15 protein-coding genes and 1 pseudogene are annotated in these 17,350 nt (G+C 61.8%); 6 read left to right on the top strand and 10 right to left on the bottom strand.

The window, feature by feature from the left end; genetic code table 11:
- Positions 1-6: 6 nt before the first annotated feature.
- The gene (locus ACTG4K_RS15270; RefSeq protein WP_439115065.1) at positions 7-2,364 is read left to right on the top strand and encodes a nitric oxide reductase activation protein NorD; all 2,358 of its coding nucleotides are present in this window, start codon (positions 7-9) and stop codon (positions 2,362-2,364) included.
- 19 nt (positions 2,365-2,383) lie between these two features.
- Positions 2,384-2,695, top strand: coding sequence for a hypothetical protein (locus ACTG4K_RS15265; RefSeq protein WP_439115064.1), 312 nt, complete (start codon positions 2,384-2,386; stop codon positions 2,693-2,695).
- An 8-nt stretch (positions 2,696-2,703) separates the two neighbouring features.
- Here ACTG4K_RS15265 and ACTG4K_RS15260 read toward each other — a convergent pair whose 3' ends face one another.
- The gene (locus ACTG4K_RS15260; protein ID WP_439115063.1) at positions 2,704-3,804 is read right to left on the bottom strand and encodes an ornithine cyclodeaminase; all 1,101 of its coding nucleotides are present in this window, start codon (positions 3,802-3,804) and stop codon (positions 2,704-2,706) included.
- A gap of 140 nt (positions 3,805-3,944) precedes the next feature.
- Here ACTG4K_RS15260 and ACTG4K_RS15255 point away from each other — a divergent pair, with 140 nt between their 5' ends.
- On the top strand, positions 3,945-4,364 hold the full coding sequence (locus tag ACTG4K_RS15255) for an Lrp/AsnC family transcriptional regulator (protein ID WP_291102053.1): 420 nt from the start codon (positions 3,945-3,947) through the stop codon (positions 4,362-4,364).
- Between the two features lie 90 nt (positions 4,365-4,454).
- A complete protein-coding gene (locus ACTG4K_RS15250) occupies positions 4,455-6,884 on the top strand; it encodes a penicillin acylase family protein (RefSeq protein WP_439115062.1) in 2,430 nt (809 codons plus the stop codon).
- A gap of 999 nt (positions 6,885-7,883) precedes the next feature.
- On the opposite strand, the gene ACTG4K_RS15245 is transcribed toward ACTG4K_RS15250, so the two are convergent.
- A complete protein-coding gene (locus tag ACTG4K_RS15245; protein ID WP_439115061.1) occupies positions 7,884-10,235 on the bottom strand; it encodes a P-loop ATPase, Sll1717 family in 2,352 nt (783 codons plus the stop codon).
- 856 nt (positions 10,236-11,091) lie between these two features.
- Between ACTG4K_RS15245 and ACTG4K_RS15240 the strand changes: the two genes are divergently transcribed.
- Positions 11,092-11,481, top strand: coding sequence for a VOC family protein (locus tag ACTG4K_RS15240; RefSeq protein WP_439115060.1), 390 nt, complete (start codon positions 11,092-11,094; stop codon positions 11,479-11,481).
- Between the two features lie 56 nt (positions 11,482-11,537).
- Here the strand turns inward: ACTG4K_RS15240 and ACTG4K_RS15235 are convergent, their stop codons facing one another.
- Together ACTG4K_RS15235 and ACTG4K_RS15230 are read right to left on the bottom strand one after the other, a co-directional pair.
- Entirely contained in the window at positions 11,538-12,209 is a 672-nt protein-coding gene (locus tag ACTG4K_RS15235; protein ID WP_439115059.1) for a substrate binding domain-containing protein, read from the bottom strand.
- A gap of 17 nt (positions 12,210-12,226) precedes the next feature.
- Positions 12,227-12,430, bottom strand: a pseudogene (locus ACTG4K_RS15230) (helix-turn-helix domain-containing protein); the annotation flags it as partial.
- A 130-nt stretch (positions 12,431-12,560) separates the two neighbouring features.
- Between ACTG4K_RS15230 and ACTG4K_RS15225 the strand changes: the two are divergent.
- Positions 12,561-13,136, top strand: a complete 576-nt coding sequence (locus tag ACTG4K_RS15225) for a serine aminopeptidase domain-containing protein (protein ID WP_439115058.1) — start codon at positions 12,561-12,563, stop codon at positions 13,134-13,136.
- A 328-nt stretch (positions 13,137-13,464) separates the two neighbouring features.
- Here ACTG4K_RS15225 and ACTG4K_RS15220 read toward each other — a convergent pair whose 3' ends face one another.
- From ACTG4K_RS15220 to ACTG4K_RS15195, 6 genes are all read right to left on the bottom strand, one after another.
- The gene (locus ACTG4K_RS15220) at positions 13,465-13,803 is read right to left on the bottom strand and encodes a hypothetical protein (RefSeq protein WP_439115057.1); all 339 of its coding nucleotides are present in this window, start codon (positions 13,801-13,803) and stop codon (positions 13,465-13,467) included.
- 211 nt (positions 13,804-14,014) lie between these two features.
- The gene (locus ACTG4K_RS15215) at positions 14,015-14,263 is read right to left on the bottom strand and encodes a BrnA antitoxin family protein (RefSeq protein WP_439115056.1); all 249 of its coding nucleotides are present in this window, start codon (positions 14,261-14,263) and stop codon (positions 14,015-14,017) included.
- Positions 14,244-14,516, bottom strand: coding sequence for a BrnT family toxin (locus tag ACTG4K_RS15210; protein WP_439115055.1), 273 nt, complete (start codon positions 14,514-14,516; stop codon positions 14,244-14,246). The genes ACTG4K_RS15215 and ACTG4K_RS15210 overlap by 20 nt, the downstream gene beginning before the upstream one ends.
- Positions 14,517-14,729: 213 nt before the next feature.
- Positions 14,730-15,701: a PDR/VanB family oxidoreductase gene (locus tag ACTG4K_RS15205; RefSeq protein ID WP_439115054.1), complete on the bottom strand. Its 972-nt coding sequence runs from the start codon at positions 15,699-15,701 to the stop codon at positions 14,730-14,732.
- On the bottom strand, positions 15,698-16,738 hold the full coding sequence (locus tag ACTG4K_RS15200; protein WP_439115053.1) for an aromatic ring-hydroxylating dioxygenase subunit alpha: 1,041 nt from the start codon (positions 16,736-16,738) through the stop codon (positions 15,698-15,700). The genes ACTG4K_RS15205 and ACTG4K_RS15200 overlap by 4 nt, the downstream gene beginning before the upstream one ends.
- An 87-nt stretch (positions 16,739-16,825) precedes the next feature.
- On the bottom strand, positions 16,826-17,335 hold the full coding sequence (locus ACTG4K_RS15195) for a MarR family winged helix-turn-helix transcriptional regulator (protein ID WP_439115052.1): 510 nt from the start codon (positions 17,333-17,335) through the stop codon (positions 16,826-16,828).
- Positions 17,336-17,350 lie beyond the last annotated feature (15 nt).

Below are 17,350 nucleotides of genomic sequence, written 5' to 3'. Positions count from 1 at the left end.
CAAGCCATGAGCGTTCACCTGCACGATCACGCCGAGTGGATCGATCAACTGGAACCCGCCTCGCGCGAGTTGCTGGAGCACAGCTGGCACGAGGCGACCAAGGTGTTCTCGGCGCGTGGACTGGACAACTACGTGAAAGGCGCGGCCGCGCTGCGTGGCTTGGGGCGTGGGCACGAACTGGTGAACGCCTGGATCGACGGGGCGCCGCAGGTGGCGAAAGAAGCGGGCGAAGACGTGGTGGGCGAACTTGCCACCACCGCGCTGCTGCTCGCTTCCAAGACCTCGGGCGCGGTGATCGAACTGGTGCTGGCCACCGCGCCCACGGCCGCACGCCGACTGGCCGATGGCGCGCTGTTCCTGCAGTACCTGCAGTTCCTCAATACGCTCGTCGCACAAGCCCCGCGCGGCCTGCGACCCATGCTGGGCCAGCTCGACGCGCTCTTCAGCCAGCTCACGCTGGGCGGTCTGCGGCGCTGGGCCACCTGGGGCGCGCAGGCGCACCGCACCCAGTACGAAGAGCAGATCGCCTACTTCGGCCTGCAGTCCAAAGCGTCGCTGGCCATGCTGCAGCAAGAGCGCAAGGGCACGCTGCTGGTGGACGTGCAGCGGCGCATCAACATGTATTTGCGTGCGCTGTGGGGCCGCGACTTTTTCATGCGGCCCACGGCGGGTGACTATGAAAGCCGCGAGGGCTACCGCCCCTTCATCGAGGACTATTTCATCCACCTGCCCGATGCCTACGACGCGGTGGAGGGCAGCGCCGGCACGGTGGACGCCACACAGCTGTACCGCGCTGCCGCCGCGCACGCCGCGGCCCATGTGGTGTTCACGCGCCAGCCGATCTCGGCCGAGTCGCTCAACCCGTGGCAGATGGCGTTGATCGGGCTGGTGGAAGACGCGCGTGTGGAGGCGCTGACACTGGCACGCTTTCCGGGCCTGCGCCCACTCTGGGCACAGCTGCACACCGCGCAGGCTTCACAAGGCAGCACGGCGGGTGACTGGCTGAACCGCCTGGCGCGCGCGCTGCTCGACCCCGCCTACGAAGACGCCCACCCCTGGATCGCCCAGGGCCGCAGCCTGTTGGCTGAAGCGCTGCCGCACATACAGACCGATCCGCACGACAACACCGTGTCGTGGGACATCGGCGTGCAGCTGGCGCACAGCTACCGCGAACTGACGCAGGGCCCCAGCTATCAGCCGCGCACCGACATGCAGACCGCGGCCTACCGCGACGACAACCGCTACTTCTGGGCCTTTGACGGCTTCGACTTCGAACGCAGCATCGCCGCCGGCTACGAGCCGCCGCAGCAGCTGCGCAAGCAGGTCAACCTGATGCAGTTCGTCAACGAGCTGGAGGTGGAGGGCGCGGGCGACGACGCGCAGGAAATCTGGGTGCTCGGCACCGAGCTGTTTCCCTACGAAGACCTGGGCGTGTCCTTCAATGAAAGCGAAGGGCGCGAGCCGGTGCTGCCGCCGGTGCACTACGGCGAGTGGGACCACATGATCCAGCTCGAACGCCCGGCCTGGGCCACGGTGCAGGAGCGCCGCGCCAAGGCCGGTGACGCGGCGGTGATCGACGGCATCCTCGCCGAACACCGGCGCTTGATCGGGCGCATGAAAGTCATCCTGGACGCCATGCAGCCGCAGGGCGTGCAACGCATCCGCAAGCTTGAAGACGGTGACGAGATTGATTTGAACGCCGCGCTGGCCTCGGTGATCGACATGCGCATGGGCCGCCAGCCCGACCCGCGCATCATGATGCGCAGCGTGCGCAAGACGCGCGACCTCTCGGTGCTGGTGCTGCTGGATCTTTCCCAATCAACCAATGACAAGGTGGCCGGACAGGAACACACGGTGCTCGACCTCACCCGCACGGCCTGCGCGCTGCTGGCCGACGCGATCCAGAAAGTGGGCGATCCGTTTGCCATCCACGGCTTCTGCTCCGACGGTCGGCACGACGTGAATTACTGGCGCTTCAAGGACTTTGACCAGCCCTATGACGACCTGGCCAAGGCGCGCCTGGCCGGCATGGAGGGCCAGCTTTCCACCCGCATGGGCGCGGCCATCCGGCACGCCACCACGGCGCTGAAGGCGCAGCGCAGCAGCAAGAAACTGTTGCTCGTCATCACCGACGGCGAGCCGGCGGATGTGGACGTGCGCGACCCGCAGTACCTGCGCCACGACACCAAAAAAGCCGTAGAAGAAGCCGGGCGCAGCGGCGTGACCACCTACTGCATGAGCCTGGACCCGCGCGCCGATCAGTACGTGCGCCGCATCTTTGGCGAGCGCCACTACATGGTGGTGGACAAAGTGGAACGCCTGCCCGAAAAACTGCCCCTGCTTTATGCTGGCCTCACCCGATAAATTGAAAGTACCCGTTCCCATGATTCACACCCGCACCCACAGCTACGCCGGCATGGACCAAGAAGAAAACCACGGCATGACCATGACCGGGCGCATCATCCGCGACGCCTGGGTGTTGGGCGTGCTGCCCGAGGGCGACACGTTTGCCGGCAAAAGCGCCGGCGACATGCAAAACCTGTTTGAGCAGGTGCACCAGGCCTGGGAGCCCTACGGCCAGTTGCCCAGCCGCCTGCCGCCCGAACTGGCGCAGCGCCACGCGCGCATCCACCACGAAGCGGTGCAGCGTGCCAAGGCCGCCGGCTGGAGCGCCGAACTGGGCGACGACGACTGATCGCTTGATCAGGTGTGTGCGGTCGCTGCGATCTGCGTCAGCTGATGGGTCACTGAAGCGGGCGCAGCCAACATCCCAAACAGGTTCTTCGGGTTGGCCAGCTGCGGTATCAGCGCCATGCGCTCGCCCATGCCCAGTGCAACCGCGCTGTCCATCATGAAGCGCAGGGCCGAAAAGTCTTCCAGCGCGAAGCCCACCGAGTCAAACACGGTGATCTGCTCGGCGTGGTCGCGTCCGGGCTTTTCGCCACGCAGCACCTGCCAGAGTTCGGTCACGGCAAAGTCGGCCGGCTGGTGCTGTATTTCGCCTTCCATGCGCGACTGCGGTTCGTATTCCACAAACACCTTGGCCGCATTCAAGATGTCGCCGTGCAGCTCGGTCTTGCCCGGGCAGTCGCCGCCCACCGCGTTCAGGTGCATGCCGGGTTGAATCATCTCGGGCGTGAGGATCAGCGCCATGGCCTTGTCGGCAGTCACCGTGGTCACAATGTCGGCGCCTTGCACCGCTTCGGCGGTGCTGGCGCACACGGTGATGTGCAGGCCGCTGCCTTGCAGGTTGGCCACCAGCTTGGCGCTGGCGGCGGGGTCCACGTCAAACACCCGCAGGGTGGTAATGCCCACCAGGTGCTGAAACGCCAGCACCTGAAACTCGCTCTGCGCGCCGTTGCCAATGAGCGCCATCACGCGGCTGTCCGGGCGGGCCAGCGTTTGGGCGGCCAGGGCCGACATGGCCGCCGTGCGCAGCGCGGTGGTGAGCGTGAGCTCGCTCAGAAACAGCGGGGCGCCGGTGTCCACGTCGGCCAGCACGCCAAACGCCATCACGGTGGAAAGCCCCAAACGCGTGTTGCCCGGGTGGCCATTCACATATTTGAAGCTGTAGCGGTGGTCGTCCGCCACCGGCATGAGCTCAATCACGCCGTCTTTGGAATGGGCCGCCACGCGGGCGGTTTTGTCGAAGTCGGCCCAGCGCAGAAAGTCGGCGCGGATGTGCTCGGCCATGTGCTGCAGGCAGTGCCGCAAGCCCAGGCGGCCCACCAGCTCGGCGGCTTCGGGCGCGCTCAGATACAGGGTGCCGGTGTCTTTGAATCGGGTCAGGTCGGTGTGGTTCATGCTTGTCTCTTGGGGGCTGGCGTCGGTTCGCCAAGCCGTGCACCCAGTTTCGCGGGTTGGCGCGTCAATGAAAATCGGCAATAAAGTAAAGAAATGGCAGAAAATTGCACATTTAGACAAGCTTGATTGGCGTTTTGACCATGGACCAGCTCGACCAGCAACTCATTGCCTTGCTGCGGCAAGACGCCCGCCTCTCTGTGGCCGACCTCGCGCACAAGCTCAAGGTGTCGCGCGGCACCGTCACCAACCGGCTGCGCAAACTGGAAGACACGCAGGTGATCGTGGGCTACACCGTGCGCCTGAAACCCGAGGCGCAGCCCGAACGCATCAAGGCCTGGATGAGCGTGCAGGTGGAAGGCAACCAGACCCGGCTGGTGATCGCCAGCCTGCTGGGCGAGCCCGGCGTGGCCGCCCTGCACGACACCAACGGCCGCTGGGACCTGTTGGCCGAGCTGGAAGTGGGGAGCATGAAAGAACTGTCAGACGTGCTGGAGCGCGTGCGCCTCATCAGCGGCATTCGCGGCACCGAAACCAGCATTCACCTGGCCAGCTACCGCTGAGCCGCTGGCCGCCTTGCGCGCCTGCCCGTGACACGCCCGGCGCAAGCCCAGGGGTAACATTTGCGCCCACAACGCAACAAGGAGACGCCCGTGGTCCGAACCCTCAAATGGCTGGTGGCGGCCGTGCTGGTGCTGGTTTTGCTGGCTGCGCTGGCCGCCTATGGTGTGTTGCGCGCTTCGGGCCGCGCCCAGGTGGACGGCGAGCTCAAGCTCAGCGGCCTCACCGCGCCGGTGAAGGTGCTGCGCGACGGCAACGGCGTGCCCTACCTGTTTGCTGCCAACACACCCGACCTGTTTCGTGCCCAGGGTTTCGTGACCGCGCAGCACCGGCTGATGCAAATGGAGCTGTTCCGCGCCACCTGGCGCGGCGAGCTGGCCGCCAGCTTTGGCGAAGCGGCCTTGACCGGCGACATCCGCATGCGCGTGCTCGGCATCAGCCGCAACGGCGAGCGCCATGCGCAAAACATATCCGCCGAAACCCGCGCGTTTCTACAGCCCTATGTGGACGGCGTGAACGCCTATGTGAGCGAGCACACCGCCGACCACCCCGTTGAGCTGCGCGTTGCCGGCCTGGCGCCCCGGCCCTGGAGCGTGGCCGACCTGGTGACGCTGGTGCATTTTGTGCACTACACCCACGCCACCAATTTCAAAACCGAAGTGGTGGCACAAAAGCTGATTGACCAGATAGGCCTGGAGCGCGCCCGCGAACTGTTTCCGCTGCTCAACAACCCCGACTGGCCCGACAGCAGCGTGCGCCGCCAGGCCGCACAGCCAGGCCCCACTGCGGAACACACCGCCGCGCTCGGCCTCAACTGGGACCACCTGCTGGTGCGCCCCGGCACCCTGAACCACCAAGGCCTGGGCTCCAACAACTGGGCCGTGGGCCCCTCGCGCAGCGCCTCGGGCCAGGCCATGCTGGCCAACGACCCCCACCTGGACAACCGCATCTTGCCCGGCATGTGGCACCCCGTGGGCCTGTTTGCCCCCGGCATACAGGCCGTGGGCGCGGCGCTGCCCGGCGTGCCCGGCATCTTGGTGGGCCGCACGCAGCATGTGGCTTTTGGCGTGACCAACGCCTACGGCGACGTGCAAGACCTCTACATCGAAACGCTGGACCCGGCCAACCCCCAGCACTACCTGGACGGCGGGCGCAGCGTGCCCTTTGGCACCGTGAACGAAACCATTCGCGTGAAAGACAGTGCAGCCCCCGGCGGTGTGCGTGAGCACGCACTCACCGTGCGCAGCACCCGCCGCGGCCCCGTCATCAGCGACCACCCCGGCCTCGGCCCCAAGGGCGACAAGTTGCTGGTGCTGCGCTCTACCGACGCCGAAGTGCTTGGCCCGGTCATTGGCCTGGAAGGTTTCTTGACCGCCCCCAACGCCACCGCCTTCGACGCCGAGGTGCAAAAGATCGACCTCATGATGTTCAACTTCGTGTTTGCCGACGCGCAAGGCGCCATCGGCCACCGCGCCAGCGGCGCCGTGCCTGTGCGCGCCGGGGCCGACGGCAGCGCGCCCCGCCTGCCCCCGGCCGACGGCAGCGACGACTGGACCGGCTTCATACCCAAAGATCGCATGCCCGGCCAGCTGAACCCCGCACGCGCCTGGGTGGGCACCGCCAACCACGACACGCGCCCCGACGGCTTCCCCTGGTACTACACCAACTACGTGGCGCCCGACTACCGCTACCAGCGCATGAGCCAGGTGCTGGGCAGCGCCACCCAGATGCGGGTAGACGACCACTGGGCCCTGATGCGCGACGACCGCAACCTGCAAAGCGACGTGCTGCGCCCCCTGATGGTGGCCGCCCTGCAAAACGACCCGGCCCAGGCCGACCTGGCCGCACTGCTCGCCGCCTGGGACGGCGTGGACCGCGCCGAAGCCGCTGCGCCCCTGGTGTACCAGGCGCTCTACCGCGAAGTGGCGCTGGGCACCTTTGTGGACGAGCTGGGCACGGATACCGCGGGCGACATGCTTTCAAGCTGGTACTTTTGGCAACAGCGCTTTGGCGCCCTGGTGGCCACACCCAACGCCCCGTGGTTTGACGACGTGCGCACCCCCGACCGCCAGGAAACCCTGACGGACGTGATCCGCAGCGCCGCCCCACGCGCCCGCGCCACCATCGAAGCCCAGCAAGGCAAAGACGTGTCGACATGGCAATGGGGCAAAGCCCACCGCCTCGCCTTTGTGAGCCCGCTGCGCCGCAAAGGCGCCGGGCAAGAAATGGTGGGCGGTTTTTCGCTAGACAAGTCCGGCAGCGGCGAAACCCTGAACCGCGGTGTGTACGACTTCATGGCCCCGTTCGACACCAAGTTTTTTGCCTCCATGCAGCTGGTGGTGGACTTTGGCGACCCCGACAAAATAGAAGCCGTGCTGGCCGGCGGCGTGAGCGAACGCCACTTTCAACCCCACCAAAACGACCAGGCCCGCCTGTGGGCAGCAGGCCAGCGCACGGCGTGGTGGTTCAACCCGGTGCAGGTGGAAGCGAATGCGGTGGCGCGGGCGACGTTCGTGCCGTGAGGTTTTGGGCGCTAAGGTTTGAGTGGTTTTGCTTTGGGCGGATGGGAGGGTGGCTTTCGCCTGGGAGAGCTACTTTCGGTCAGGAGCTGTCGCAGCCCTAAGGGAAAGCAGGCGCACGACGTGTGATGCGCGCGCAGCGCGGAGCGGGAAACGAACAAGGAGCGCATCGCGGCTTGCCCTTGCGGATCCGCTCGCTGGAAGGGTTCGACCTCGCAGCGCTTATTTCCTGACCGGCACGCGCGTTATGCAATCAGCCTGGACTTGATAACCGGCGGATTGGCCTTGAGGGTTGACCAGGATTAGTGCAAGGCGATCTCTAGCGATGTACCGAATCGTTGTTCTTGGTCCGTCGCTCGGGAGCTGCATTTGGGAGTTAAGAAAAAAGTTGGCCACGAAGCTTCCGTCTTCGAAGTACTCCGAAATTCGGCCCAACCCCGCTCCGTCCTTCCCGCCGTGCACTCCCATTGAGAGGACTACCAATTCACCTGTTCTCCATGCGATTGGATTAAGGATAGCTTCAAATTTTCCTTTGGTACAGACTAGCATCACCGGAATTTCAGTCGGCTGGGAAGTGGCAGCCGCATTTAGTGCAAGGGCTGAGATCGCGATTGCAATGAGGCTTGCTTTTACTTGCATGGTTTTGAATTATGACGTGTACCGTTGGGGTGGGCCGACACTGGCCGCGTTCGACCTTCTGGTTCCCGTGCTGCTCCTTGTGCATCCATTTTCGATCCATCTGAGCTACGAGGGACTACTTCTTGGCAAACGGACGGCTGGAGTGGGTCGACTTGTGCCGGGTTGGGTCTGAAAAAGCGGCCGGATGATCCGGCACTGCTGTGAGTGTCGGCTTCCTGGGACGGGCAAGGACCGGTGGTCTCGGCCAGATACGGTCGCTTGCACGGATGTCAGTAAGCAACATCATTTTGGCTCGAATTTGCCTTGGGTGATTGAACTCGAACAGGACTCACTCGATCAATAAAGATGAGATCAACACCTCATCTATGCTGACTCTTTTATTCCCAACGCTGGTCGAAACGCTGGATTCATTACATATACATCGCCATCAGGAATTCGAGCTGCTCGAATTCGAAGAAGCTTTAAATCATAATTAACGTTGAAGATATAATGAACATGGTCCTCTGCTGTTTTTACTCCGAGAATGCCATAGTAAAGGAAAAAATCAATCACCTTCTCAGTCTCACTGGAGTCTATTCCTCCGGACTCAATCAATTCGCTCAAGTGATGGCGAGACATCTGAGGCGGCGCATCGATAAATTGATATAAAAGATCCCTTCCAGCAGGGAAAACATCAGACAGCTCGTGATCTAGCTCAATTAATAGATCTTGGGAGTAGGCTTTGATACCCTTCTCTAGATCAGCATCCTCAATTTTTGAATGGGCCAAATTGGCCGCAAAGCCTCGTGAATGAGCAAATATCTTGATTACATTTCGAGGGCGCATTAGGGATCTATCAATAATATAGGAGGAGGTTTCCTCGCCCGTCAGCGAGTAATGAGACACACAAAGCTGCCGCCAAATTTGGTCAAACGACAGATCTCCAGATTCTTCCGAAAGCGTCGAAACCAATCGCAGGCGCAACAATTCTCTCAGCATATCTGGATCGGTCCAGTCCAAGGTGACTCGCATCTCTTTTCCATAGTCTGCACTCTGTCGCATCAAGTGCTCATATACATCATTTCGTATAAATACAAGGCAATGAACACTATTTCCAGCTTTGCGCATGTCACGTTCAACTTTGCGTCCGGCATCAATTAAGCACCGCAAGACCATTGCATCTACGACATCAACACCCTGAGTACTCCATCCTTTGTCAAGGTTATCAAAAAGCACCCACACATCTTGTTTATGCTCAAGATAAGCATTAACTTGAGCACGCAGCGATTTTATGTCGTGAGAATATACAAGTTGCGTAACGTCGTCAGTCGTGAGTTTAGTCCCATCCGCATTACCATAACGCTGACCGTATTCGAGCGCAATTTTTTGAGAAAGAGCCAACAGGCGCTCTGAAAAATCTCCCTCAACTGAGTAACCTTCAGTACGGTACGTTCGCTCCAGATCTAGATATAAATCACGTATTTCGTGATTAAACTTGTGGGCACTTTGATCTTTTTCTAGAAGCTTGTAAGTTATCTCAAGGAGTATCAAGTACTCCCAAAATGCAGTTACTAGATGATGACTGGCGCCTTGTGTTAGGTGCGCAAGAATATCCTCTTTTAGCTTAAGAAGTTGATAGCCTTCAGGCTTCAAATCAAGTACGACATTACTCTTATCGCGTCGAATTCTATCTCTCATTTGAATAAAAAGCGCTGTCTTGCCAGCCCCTTTTCGTCCTACGACCAAATTAACTTCACCTCTGAGCGCTTTGCTAAATTGATCAGTTGCAAGAAAGTAGCTTCCGAGAGTGGTCATCTCGTTTTCTGCAGTTGGATCACCTATCTGTAGCGATTGAAGTTTCGTCAGATTCCGCCGCGGGCTTGGATCGCCCTGCTGCAGATATTCAGTGATCTCCAAAGAGAATGCGCCAATATGCTGAACGATATCCTCTTGGCGCACGTAAGTTCTTACTGAATCCCGAACATCAAGCGGGACTTTGGAACTCGAGTGGGACAAAATTAATGTAGGCTTCCCCATTCCATGTGCGAGTCCAGCGACAAATAGAGTGCGCACATCGTGAATTAAGTTTGCCTCCGCATCACCATCAAGAAGCGATAGAAGCACCCCTGATGAACATGCGACTTGACGAATTGCATCTGGAGCCGAAAGTCTAGTGTCTTCAGCAGGATTGAAACTTCTATATTTATAGCGTGCCTTTTTTAGCCGAGACGTCATCAATGTGCCGATTCCACTCTTGGTTTGCGGCTCAACAACATATACAGGTGCAAGTCGATCTAATGCAGTGGGAATCGACAGCGGAGTAGGATCGATATAGGCACTAAGGGAATTGGCCAGTGCATCGTCATTCGCATAGGAGTCATATCCTAAGGTATCAAAGATACCAGCCTCTCGAGCAACCTTTTGATCACCCTCAGTGCCCTCATGCCTTACCAAAAAACATCTCTTGGATCGACCAATAGCGAATCCCACCTCATATACAACATTCAAGTTCAGGTAGGTGATGTCTGCTACTATATATTCTGATGCTTCAATACCCTCCAAAATGGGGGAAATGAGCGGATTTCCAGCGATGTCATTGAAGACCCACGGTTCGTACTGAATTCGTTTGCCGACTTTGCGATTCGCTTTTGAAACGCCGACGTTTATCAGTTCAGCGAGGTGAGTATCACGTGACGAGTAGGCGACGAAGGCGCGAACCAGCTCTTTTTGTGACATAGCCATACCCTAAATAAAATATTATGTAAGGTATTTATGTTACCGCTAGTTTTCGCGACAGCTTTCACCGACCACAAGTTTCTTTCGAAGTGGTTGTCGTCTGTGATTCATCCGCCTCGTCGGCAGGCAGGTGTAGATGTGCTGTGCGACCCCCCAGGAGAAGCATGCTGGCGAAAGGTAGGTTGCCTTCTTGGGAGTGCAATACAACTTGTTTATCCACTGTATCGCGGCTGAAATCAGGCCAAACTACCGAACTTGAAGCGCATTTTTGTACACCTGAAAAGGATGCGGCTTTGACTGCGCGGGGTTTCTTCGCCGTGACTGGCAGAGAATAAGTCGTGTCCAGCAGTGCGAGAGCGTGATCACTCAGTTATGAACGCATTGAGCCTCGGGTTCGATGGGTTGGGTGACAGCAACGGGTCGGCAGGGGTCAACCAGCACACGCCAAGTGTCCGTTATGCGCATGCGGTCGGGGCAACTCACCCTTGAGTGTCGGTGCACTTTGCAGCAGTTTCAGCCTTTTGAGTCTTGCGCACGCTGGCCTTTTGGCCAAAGACACAGGGCTTCAGTTTGCGGCCCTGTGACATGGGTGAACGGCTATTAACCGCGCGCGTAACTCCGACAAACCAACACCAACCTCCCAGACATGGCCGGTGCAGGGTCCACTTTTTTTCCGCTATTGTTGCTGCTCTCCGGCTGCGTTATGCCTCTAGAACCCTGCGCTATATCCACCAGGCACCGCAGGTCTTGGCGAATCCATTACCTTCGGCGTGGCGCAAACAGATCTGTCATGCGACTGCCATGGCTTCCAACCAGCGGGGCCAGTCAAACCCAACAACTCAGGAGACAAGAAAACATGTTCAACCACATCATGGTCGGTTCCAACGACATCGAGCGCTCAAAACGGTTTTATGACGCGGCACTGGGCGTGCTCGGCGTGGGCGAGCCGGTGCGCAATGTGGCCAGCAGCGGCCACACCCGGCTTTTTTACCGCCATGACGGCGGTACGTTTTGCGTGACGGAGCCCATCAACGGCGAAGCCGCCACCGGCGCCAACGGCGGCACCATTGGTTTCAAGTGCACGTCGGCCGAGCAGGTGAAAACGTTTCACGATGTGGCTGTGGCGCATGGCGGCACGTCGGTTGAGGACGCGCCTGGGTTGCGCCAGGGCGCCATGGGTGCGCTGCATTTGTCTTACGTGCGCGACCCAGACGGCAACAAGCTGTGTGCGCTGTACCGGCCCTGAGCGTTGGCGTGCCGTGCAGCCCGGTGCGGCGGCAGCAGGTTGCAGCCAGCTCGCCATTAAGGGCCCAGGCGCTGCGCCACCATGCGGACCAAGGCGCGTGCGTTGGCGCCCGCTGTGTGCACGGGCAGGGTCAAGGCCTGCACGCAGTGGCCTTCGGCAATCGGTAATTCCCAGTCGGGCAGCAGGTTCAGCAAACGCCCGGCCGCCACGTCGTCGCGCACGCAGAAGTCGGGCGCCAGCACCACACCCTGTCCTCGGCGTGCCAGTTCGACCAGCACCTCCAGGTTGTCTGCGCTGATGTGTGACGACAGCTCCACCAGGGTTCGGTGGTCGTCTTGCAGACGCCGCCATTGCAGCGGCCAGGTTTGCGCGCCGCCTTCCAGCATCAGCATGGGCCGCGCCTGCAGGCCTTGCGGGTCGGGCAACACAGGGCCAACGGCCGCGTAAGCACCGACGCGAAACCGCAGCACGGGCTGAGCCACGCAGTCTTCATGCGGTTTTCGGGTGACGCGAAAGGCCACATCCACGCCTTCCCGGATCAGGTCCACACGCCGCTCGGTGAACAGCAGTTCCATGGCCACCCCAGGGTGTTCATGCCCGAAATCGGCCAGCAAAGGGACCAGCACGCTGTGCCCGAACGCGCGCATGGTGGTGATGCGCAGCCGGCCTTGCAGGGCATCCCCTTCTTTGCGCAGCACCATGCGTGCGGCGTCGGCCGCTTCGTGCACGGCACGCGCCCGGCTTCCGTCAGGCCCAGCGATCGGGTGGTGCGCGCCAGCAAGGGTTGGTGGCCCACCAGCTGTTCCATGCTGGCCACCCGGCGGCTGATGGCCACCCGTATCAGGCCCAGCTGCCGCGCAGCGCGCGAAAAACTGCCGGCTTCCAGCACGCGGGCAAACAGTTCCAGCGCGTTGGCGTCCAGTGCCTGCGCCTGTCGTTGCTGATGCAACCGGGTGGCAGACAGTTCGGGCGTTTTTTGTCAATTTTTTCTCACCAGTCTGGCAAGCAGAGACCCACTCTTCAGGCTTATGGCGCAAATCTAACATTCCAAACACCTCAACGCACCACCCCAAAAGCACATGACCTCTGAATGGCACACGGCTGCCCCCCAAGCCTCGCCCCACCTCGCGCACCTGCATGCCCAGCTGCCGCCGAAGGACTCGGCGCACGCGCCGCCCGACCCGCCGACCCCAAGCACGGTGGCCATGCAGCCCCTGGTGTTTGGTGCGAGCGACGGGCATCCGCTGCACGGCCACTGGTTCGATCCGCAGCACCGTGCGCCGCAGGCCATTGCGGTGATTGCACCGGCGACCGGGGTGCCGCAGCGTTATTACCATGCCTTTGCGCGGTGGCAGGCCCAGCGGGGATACCGCGTGCTGTGTTTTGACTACCGGGGCATGGGCGCCCACCGCGCGGCCACAGGACGCACGGGCATGCGCGAATGGGTGCGTCACGACCTGTCGGGTGCGTTGCAGGCGGCTTGCGCTGGCTGCACCGAGCATGGGCACGCGTTGCCGGTGCTGTGGGTGGGCCATTCGCTGGGGGTAATGGCTCGCCGATGGTGCAAGGCCTGGAGCGGATCGATGCCGCGATCACGGTGGGTTCGCAATTCGGGTACTGGACGCTGTGGCCGTTCGGTTGGCACCGCACGGTGACCCGTGTTTTTTTCGGGCGTTGGGTACCTTGGTGTGTGCGTTGGACGGGCCGGCGAAGCTTTGCCGGGCGCCGCCGCGCTGGACTGGTCTCGCTGCGGCCTGTCACCGGGCTACTTCCGGGACGACCCGGCCTGCGCAGGCTGGTACCAGCCGCAGGCGTTTCGCGGTCACATGCAGATGTGGAGCATCGACGACGACAAAACGTTTGGCCCGGTCGCGGCGGTCAATGGGCTGGCCGCTTGTTTTGCGGGGTCAGCGGGTCGGGTAGAGCGCTTGCATCTTCACCCGCACGCGGTGGGGCACCGCAAGGTAGGGCATTTCGGGGTGTTCAAAAAAACAGCGGCAGAGCGCATCTGGCCCGAGCTGTTAAAACACATTGAAACCCAGGTGCCCCGACTGCGGGGTGGCTGAACGGTGGCGGTGACTGGGGGTGCAGCCGTTTGCCGGTCTTCGGCCCATGGTGAACTCTGACCGCTTCCGGCGCCTGGGCATGGTGCTTTCGAATGTCAGCCATTTCTTTGCTTAACGCTGCCGGCAGCCGGGTGGTGACTTCTTTGAGGATGCGACGCGCGCTCACATCGGGAACGCTCAGCGCCAGCCTGGCTTCAAGCACCTTCTGGGCGGTGACGTTGCTGAAGAAGTGGGCTTGGCCCAAGGGAATGGCCATGCGTTTGGGCGCACCGGCGGTGAGCGTCAACCTGGGTGGGTTGGCAATGAAAGTGCTGAGTTGGCCTTTGGGCCGTTCGTGCAAAGCACTTATCTGCGAGCTTGGACTTTTATGGGGAGGGGCCAGAGGACGCAGTTTGGGGTGCTGCCAGTTCAAGGCGGCCAGCCTTGGGTGCGGGTTGTGTCCAGCAAGGCGGCTGTGGGCCTTGGGTTCAGACCCGTCCGGCCAGGCTGAGTGCAGCCCGCAAGGTGTCGTTGATGCGTGTCTGCCACCCCTCACCACTGGCACGCAGTGCGGCCAGCACATCGGCGTCTAGCCGCAGCTTGACGGGCTCCTTGGTTGTGGCTGCTTTGGGGCGCCCCCGAGGTTTCGGTTTGCTGCCCTCGTACAGGTCGGCGGCCTTGAAAAATGCATCTGTTAACTCTGGCGCATCGTCCGGATCATTCCAGGTAACTGGCATAGAGCGTTTTTTCCCGGTCATTGGCTTTCCTCATGCTGATGATGCGGCGTGCCGCGCCGCGCGGTGTCCAGACCAAAACCACCAAACGGGCGTCCAGCCATCCTACGGTGATGAATCGATCTTCTTCGTAGCTCACTCTCGTGTCTTGCGCTGTGAAATGCAGGCCTTCAAAAACGGCTTCTGCATGTGCAAAGTCCAAACCACGCTCCAGCAGCGTTTTGCCGCGCTTGGCCTCGTCGAACTCGATTTTCATATAATTATTGTACCCCCAATAAATAGATGGGTCACGGACTCAATCACCGATTCGAGTCTGGCGGCGCGTGTCTGTGTGTCTTGGGTCATGCCTTTTGACTCGGAGACTTAGGACAGCTCTCTCGCTCAGCAGATGGGTTTTGACGCTTTGGAAAGGGCCGCACCTGTGAGCCCCTGGTCTTGAGGTGAGCGCGCCCCACCCCGAACCCAACGGCTACAAATCCAGCACCAGCCGCCCACTCTTCGCCCGCGAGCAACAGGGCAAAAACTGGTCGTTGGCGGCTTGTTCTTCGGGGGTGAGGTAGTGGTCGCGGTGTTCGGGGGTGCCGGCTTTCACGCCGGTCAGGCAGGTGCCGCACACGCCTTGTTCGCACGACATGGGAATGTCAAAACCCGCAGCCAGCAGGGCTTGCAGGGCGGTCTGGGCGGGGGCCACGGCAATCACCTGGCCGGTGCTGGCCACTTCCAGTTCAAAGCTGCCGTCGCCTGCGGTGTCTACCGGGGCGGCGCTGAAGTATTCGTGGTGCAGGCGCTGTTCGGGCCAGCCTTGGGCGCGGGCGGCGCCGAGCACGGCGTCCATAAAGCCTTGCGGGCCGCACACATACAGGTGGGTGCCGGGGCTGGTTTTTTTCAGTGTGGCGGCGATGTCCAGCTTTTGGGTGTCGTGGCCGTCGTCAAAGTGGTGGTGCACATGGCGGGCAAAGCTGGCGGTGGCCAGGCGCTGGGTGAACGGGGTGCGCTCGCGCGAGCGGGTGCTGTGGTGCAGCTCGAAGCTTTCCCCCTGGCTGGCCAGGTGCTCGGCCATGGCCAGCAGCGGTGTGATGCCGATGCCGCCGCCCAGCAGCAGGTGGTGGTCGGCGTCGGGCGCCAGGGGAAAGTGGTTTTTGGGCGGGCTTATTTGAAGCACGGTGCCTTCGCTCACGGCGTCGTGCACCGCCACCGAGCCGCCGCGCGAATGGGCGTCGCGCAGCACGCCGATGACGTAGCGGCCGGTGTCGCTGGGCGGGTTGCACAGGGAATATGGGCGCACCAGGCCGCCGGGCAGGTGCACGTCGATGTGGGCGCCGGCGGTGAAGGCGGGCAGGGTGGTGCCGTCAGCGGCCACCAGTTCCAGGCTGCAAATGTCGAGCGCTTCGGTGCGCTTGCTGGCCACGCGCACGGCCAGGGTGGGGCTGGGCTGGCTCATGGGGCGGTGCCTTGTTCGGCGGCAATCCGGCGGTCAATCACCCGGCGCGACTGCACGCCGCCGGCGTCGATGTTGAGCATCAGCAGTTTGCGGTCGGGGAAGGCGCTCAGGTTTTTTTGCTGGCGTTCCAGCATCTCCAGGTCTTCCGAAAAAATCTTGCCCTGGCCTTCGCGGATCTGGTCGGTGAGCGACGGGTCTTGTGGCTTGAACTTGCGCGCCATGCCCCAGAAGTAGTGCATGGAGGTGTCGGTTTCGGGCGTGATGAAGTCCACCACCCAGCTGGCGGCTTTCACCTCGTCCGGGGCCGCGTGGCCGCCGTGGCCGGCCAGTGCCACGCCCACTTCGATCATCACGTGGCTGGGCGGCGTGAAGTGGCAGATCTGCCAGCGGTCTACCGGCTGGTCGTCGGGCAGGTCGTTCAGGCGCAGCGCCATTTTCCAGAATGGCGGCGCCTCAATGCCTTGCATGTAGCGCTCGGTGATGACGTGGTCACCGTCCACCCGGGTCTGGCACGGCACTTCGTCAATTTCTTTCTGGCCAATGCTGTTGCTGTGCACATAGGTTTCGTGCGTCAGGTCCATCAGGTTGTCCACCATGAGCCGGTAGTCGCAGGCAATGTGGTACAGCCCGCCGCCGTAGCCAAAGGCGGGGTTGCCCTGCCATTCAAACTGGGGCAGCAGGGCGGTGTCGGCCAGCGCCGCGTCACCCGGCCAGACCCACACGAAGCCGTGCGCCTCGTGGACGGGGAAGCTGCGAATGGCCGGAAAGCCGCGTACGCGCTGGCACGGCATGGAGACGGTTTTGCCGTCGCAGCCCATGGCCAGGCCGTGGTAGCCGCAGACCAGGGTGTCGCCTTCGACCTTACCCAGCGAGAGCGGCGCGCCCCGGTGGGGGCAGAAGTCGAGCACCGAAGCCACCACGCCCGCGCTGTTGCGGAAGAACGCCATGGGCTGGTTGCAGACGCGTCGACCGAGTGGACGGTCGGCGGGGATTTCTTCGCTGCGGGCAGCGACGTACCAGGTGTTGAGGGGGAACATGGCGTCTCCGGGTGTGTGGGAATCTGCTTCATTCAGTATGCTGAATGAAGCAGATTGTAGAGGCATGAAGTGGCAAACCCAAGTGTTTCAATATGCGGGTTTTCCCTCGGTTTCGGGGTCGGTGGGCGCGTTGCTGAGTTGCACAAACTTGCGCAGCAGGCGCAAAAATTCGGCTTGCTCAGCGGGCGAAAGGGGTTGCAGCAGCTGCTGGTACATGGGGGCCACGCGCGGCAGCATGTCGCTCAGCATGGCCTCGCCCTCGGGCGTGAGGCGCAGGCTGCGCTGGCGCCGTGCCAGCAGCTCGCGCACGATCCAGCCCTTGCCTTCAAGCCGGGTGGCAATGTCGGCGGTGGTGGACGTGTCCAGCGCCACCCGCTGCGCGAGCGTCACCTGGTCCAGTCCGGGCTCTTCTTGCAGCGCGCGCAGCAGCGCGTATTGCACCGGCGTGATCTGGCGTCCGTGGGTGTCGTGAAAGGTGGCCACCGCGAGCTGGTGGGCGCGGCGGATGAGGTGCCCGGGCTCGGCGTGCAGGCCGATGGCGCTTTCCGGCGTGGGGCTCTCGTGCGGGGCTGCAGGGGCGGGGTGGGTGTCGGGCATGGGGGTGGGCGCAAG

The sequence above is a fragment of the Hydrogenophaga sp. genome (genome assembly GCF_965657535.1).
Classification (GTDB): domain Bacteria; phylum Pseudomonadota; class Gammaproteobacteria; order Burkholderiales; family Burkholderiaceae_C; genus Hydrogenophaga.
The sequence above is the reverse complement of the archived record's forward strand: the minus strand, read 5'-3'. Positions and strand labels throughout refer to the sequence as shown.

What these genes read in the sequence shown, in the direction of transcription:
- ACTG4K_RS15270 (WP_439115065.1), top strand. Translation starts at nt 7, where the DNA reads ATGAGCGTTCACCTGCACGATCACGCCGAGTGGATCGATCAACTGGAA.
- ACTG4K_RS15265 (WP_439115064.1), top strand. Translation starts at nt 2,384, where the DNA reads ATGATTCACACCCGCACCCACAGCTACGCCGGCATGGACCAAGAAGAA.
- ACTG4K_RS15260 (WP_439115063.1), bottom strand. Translation starts at nt 3,804, where the DNA reads ATGAACCACACCGACCTGACCCGATTCAAAGACACCGGCACCCTGTAT.
- ACTG4K_RS15255 (WP_291102053.1), top strand. Translation starts at nt 3,945, where the DNA reads ATGGACCAGCTCGACCAGCAACTCATTGCCTTGCTGCGGCAAGACGCC.
- ACTG4K_RS15245 (WP_439115061.1), bottom strand. Translation starts at nt 10,235, where the DNA reads ATGTCACAAAAAGAGCTGGTTCGCGCCTTCGTCGCCTACTCGTCACGT.
- ACTG4K_RS15240 (WP_439115060.1), top strand. Translation starts at nt 11,092, where the DNA reads ATGTTCAACCACATCATGGTCGGTTCCAACGACATCGAGCGCTCAAAA.
- ACTG4K_RS15225 (WP_439115058.1), top strand. Translation starts at nt 12,561, where the DNA reads ATGACCTCTGAATGGCACACGGCTGCCCCCCAAGCCTCGCCCCACCTC.
- ACTG4K_RS15220 (WP_439115057.1), bottom strand. Translation starts at nt 13,803, where the DNA reads ATGGCCATTCCCTTGGGCCAAGCCCACTTCTTCAGCAACGTCACCGCC.
- ACTG4K_RS15215 (WP_439115056.1), bottom strand. Translation starts at nt 14,263, where the DNA reads ATGCCAGTTACCTGGAATGATCCGGACGATGCGCCAGAGTTAACAGAT.
- ACTG4K_RS15210 (WP_439115055.1), bottom strand. Translation starts at nt 14,516, where the DNA reads ATGAAAATCGAGTTCGACGAGGCCAAGCGCGGCAAAACGCTGCTGGAG.
- ACTG4K_RS15205 (WP_439115054.1), bottom strand. Translation starts at nt 15,701, where the DNA reads ATGAGCCAGCCCAGCCCCACCCTGGCCGTGCGCGTGGCCAGCAAGCGC.
- ACTG4K_RS15200 (WP_439115053.1), bottom strand. Translation starts at nt 16,738, where the DNA reads ATGTTCCCCCTCAACACCTGGTACGTCGCTGCCCGCAGCGAAGAAATC.
- ACTG4K_RS15195 (WP_439115052.1), bottom strand. Translation starts at nt 17,335, where the DNA reads ATGCCCGACACCCACCCCGCCCCTGCAGCCCCGCACGAGAGCCCCACG.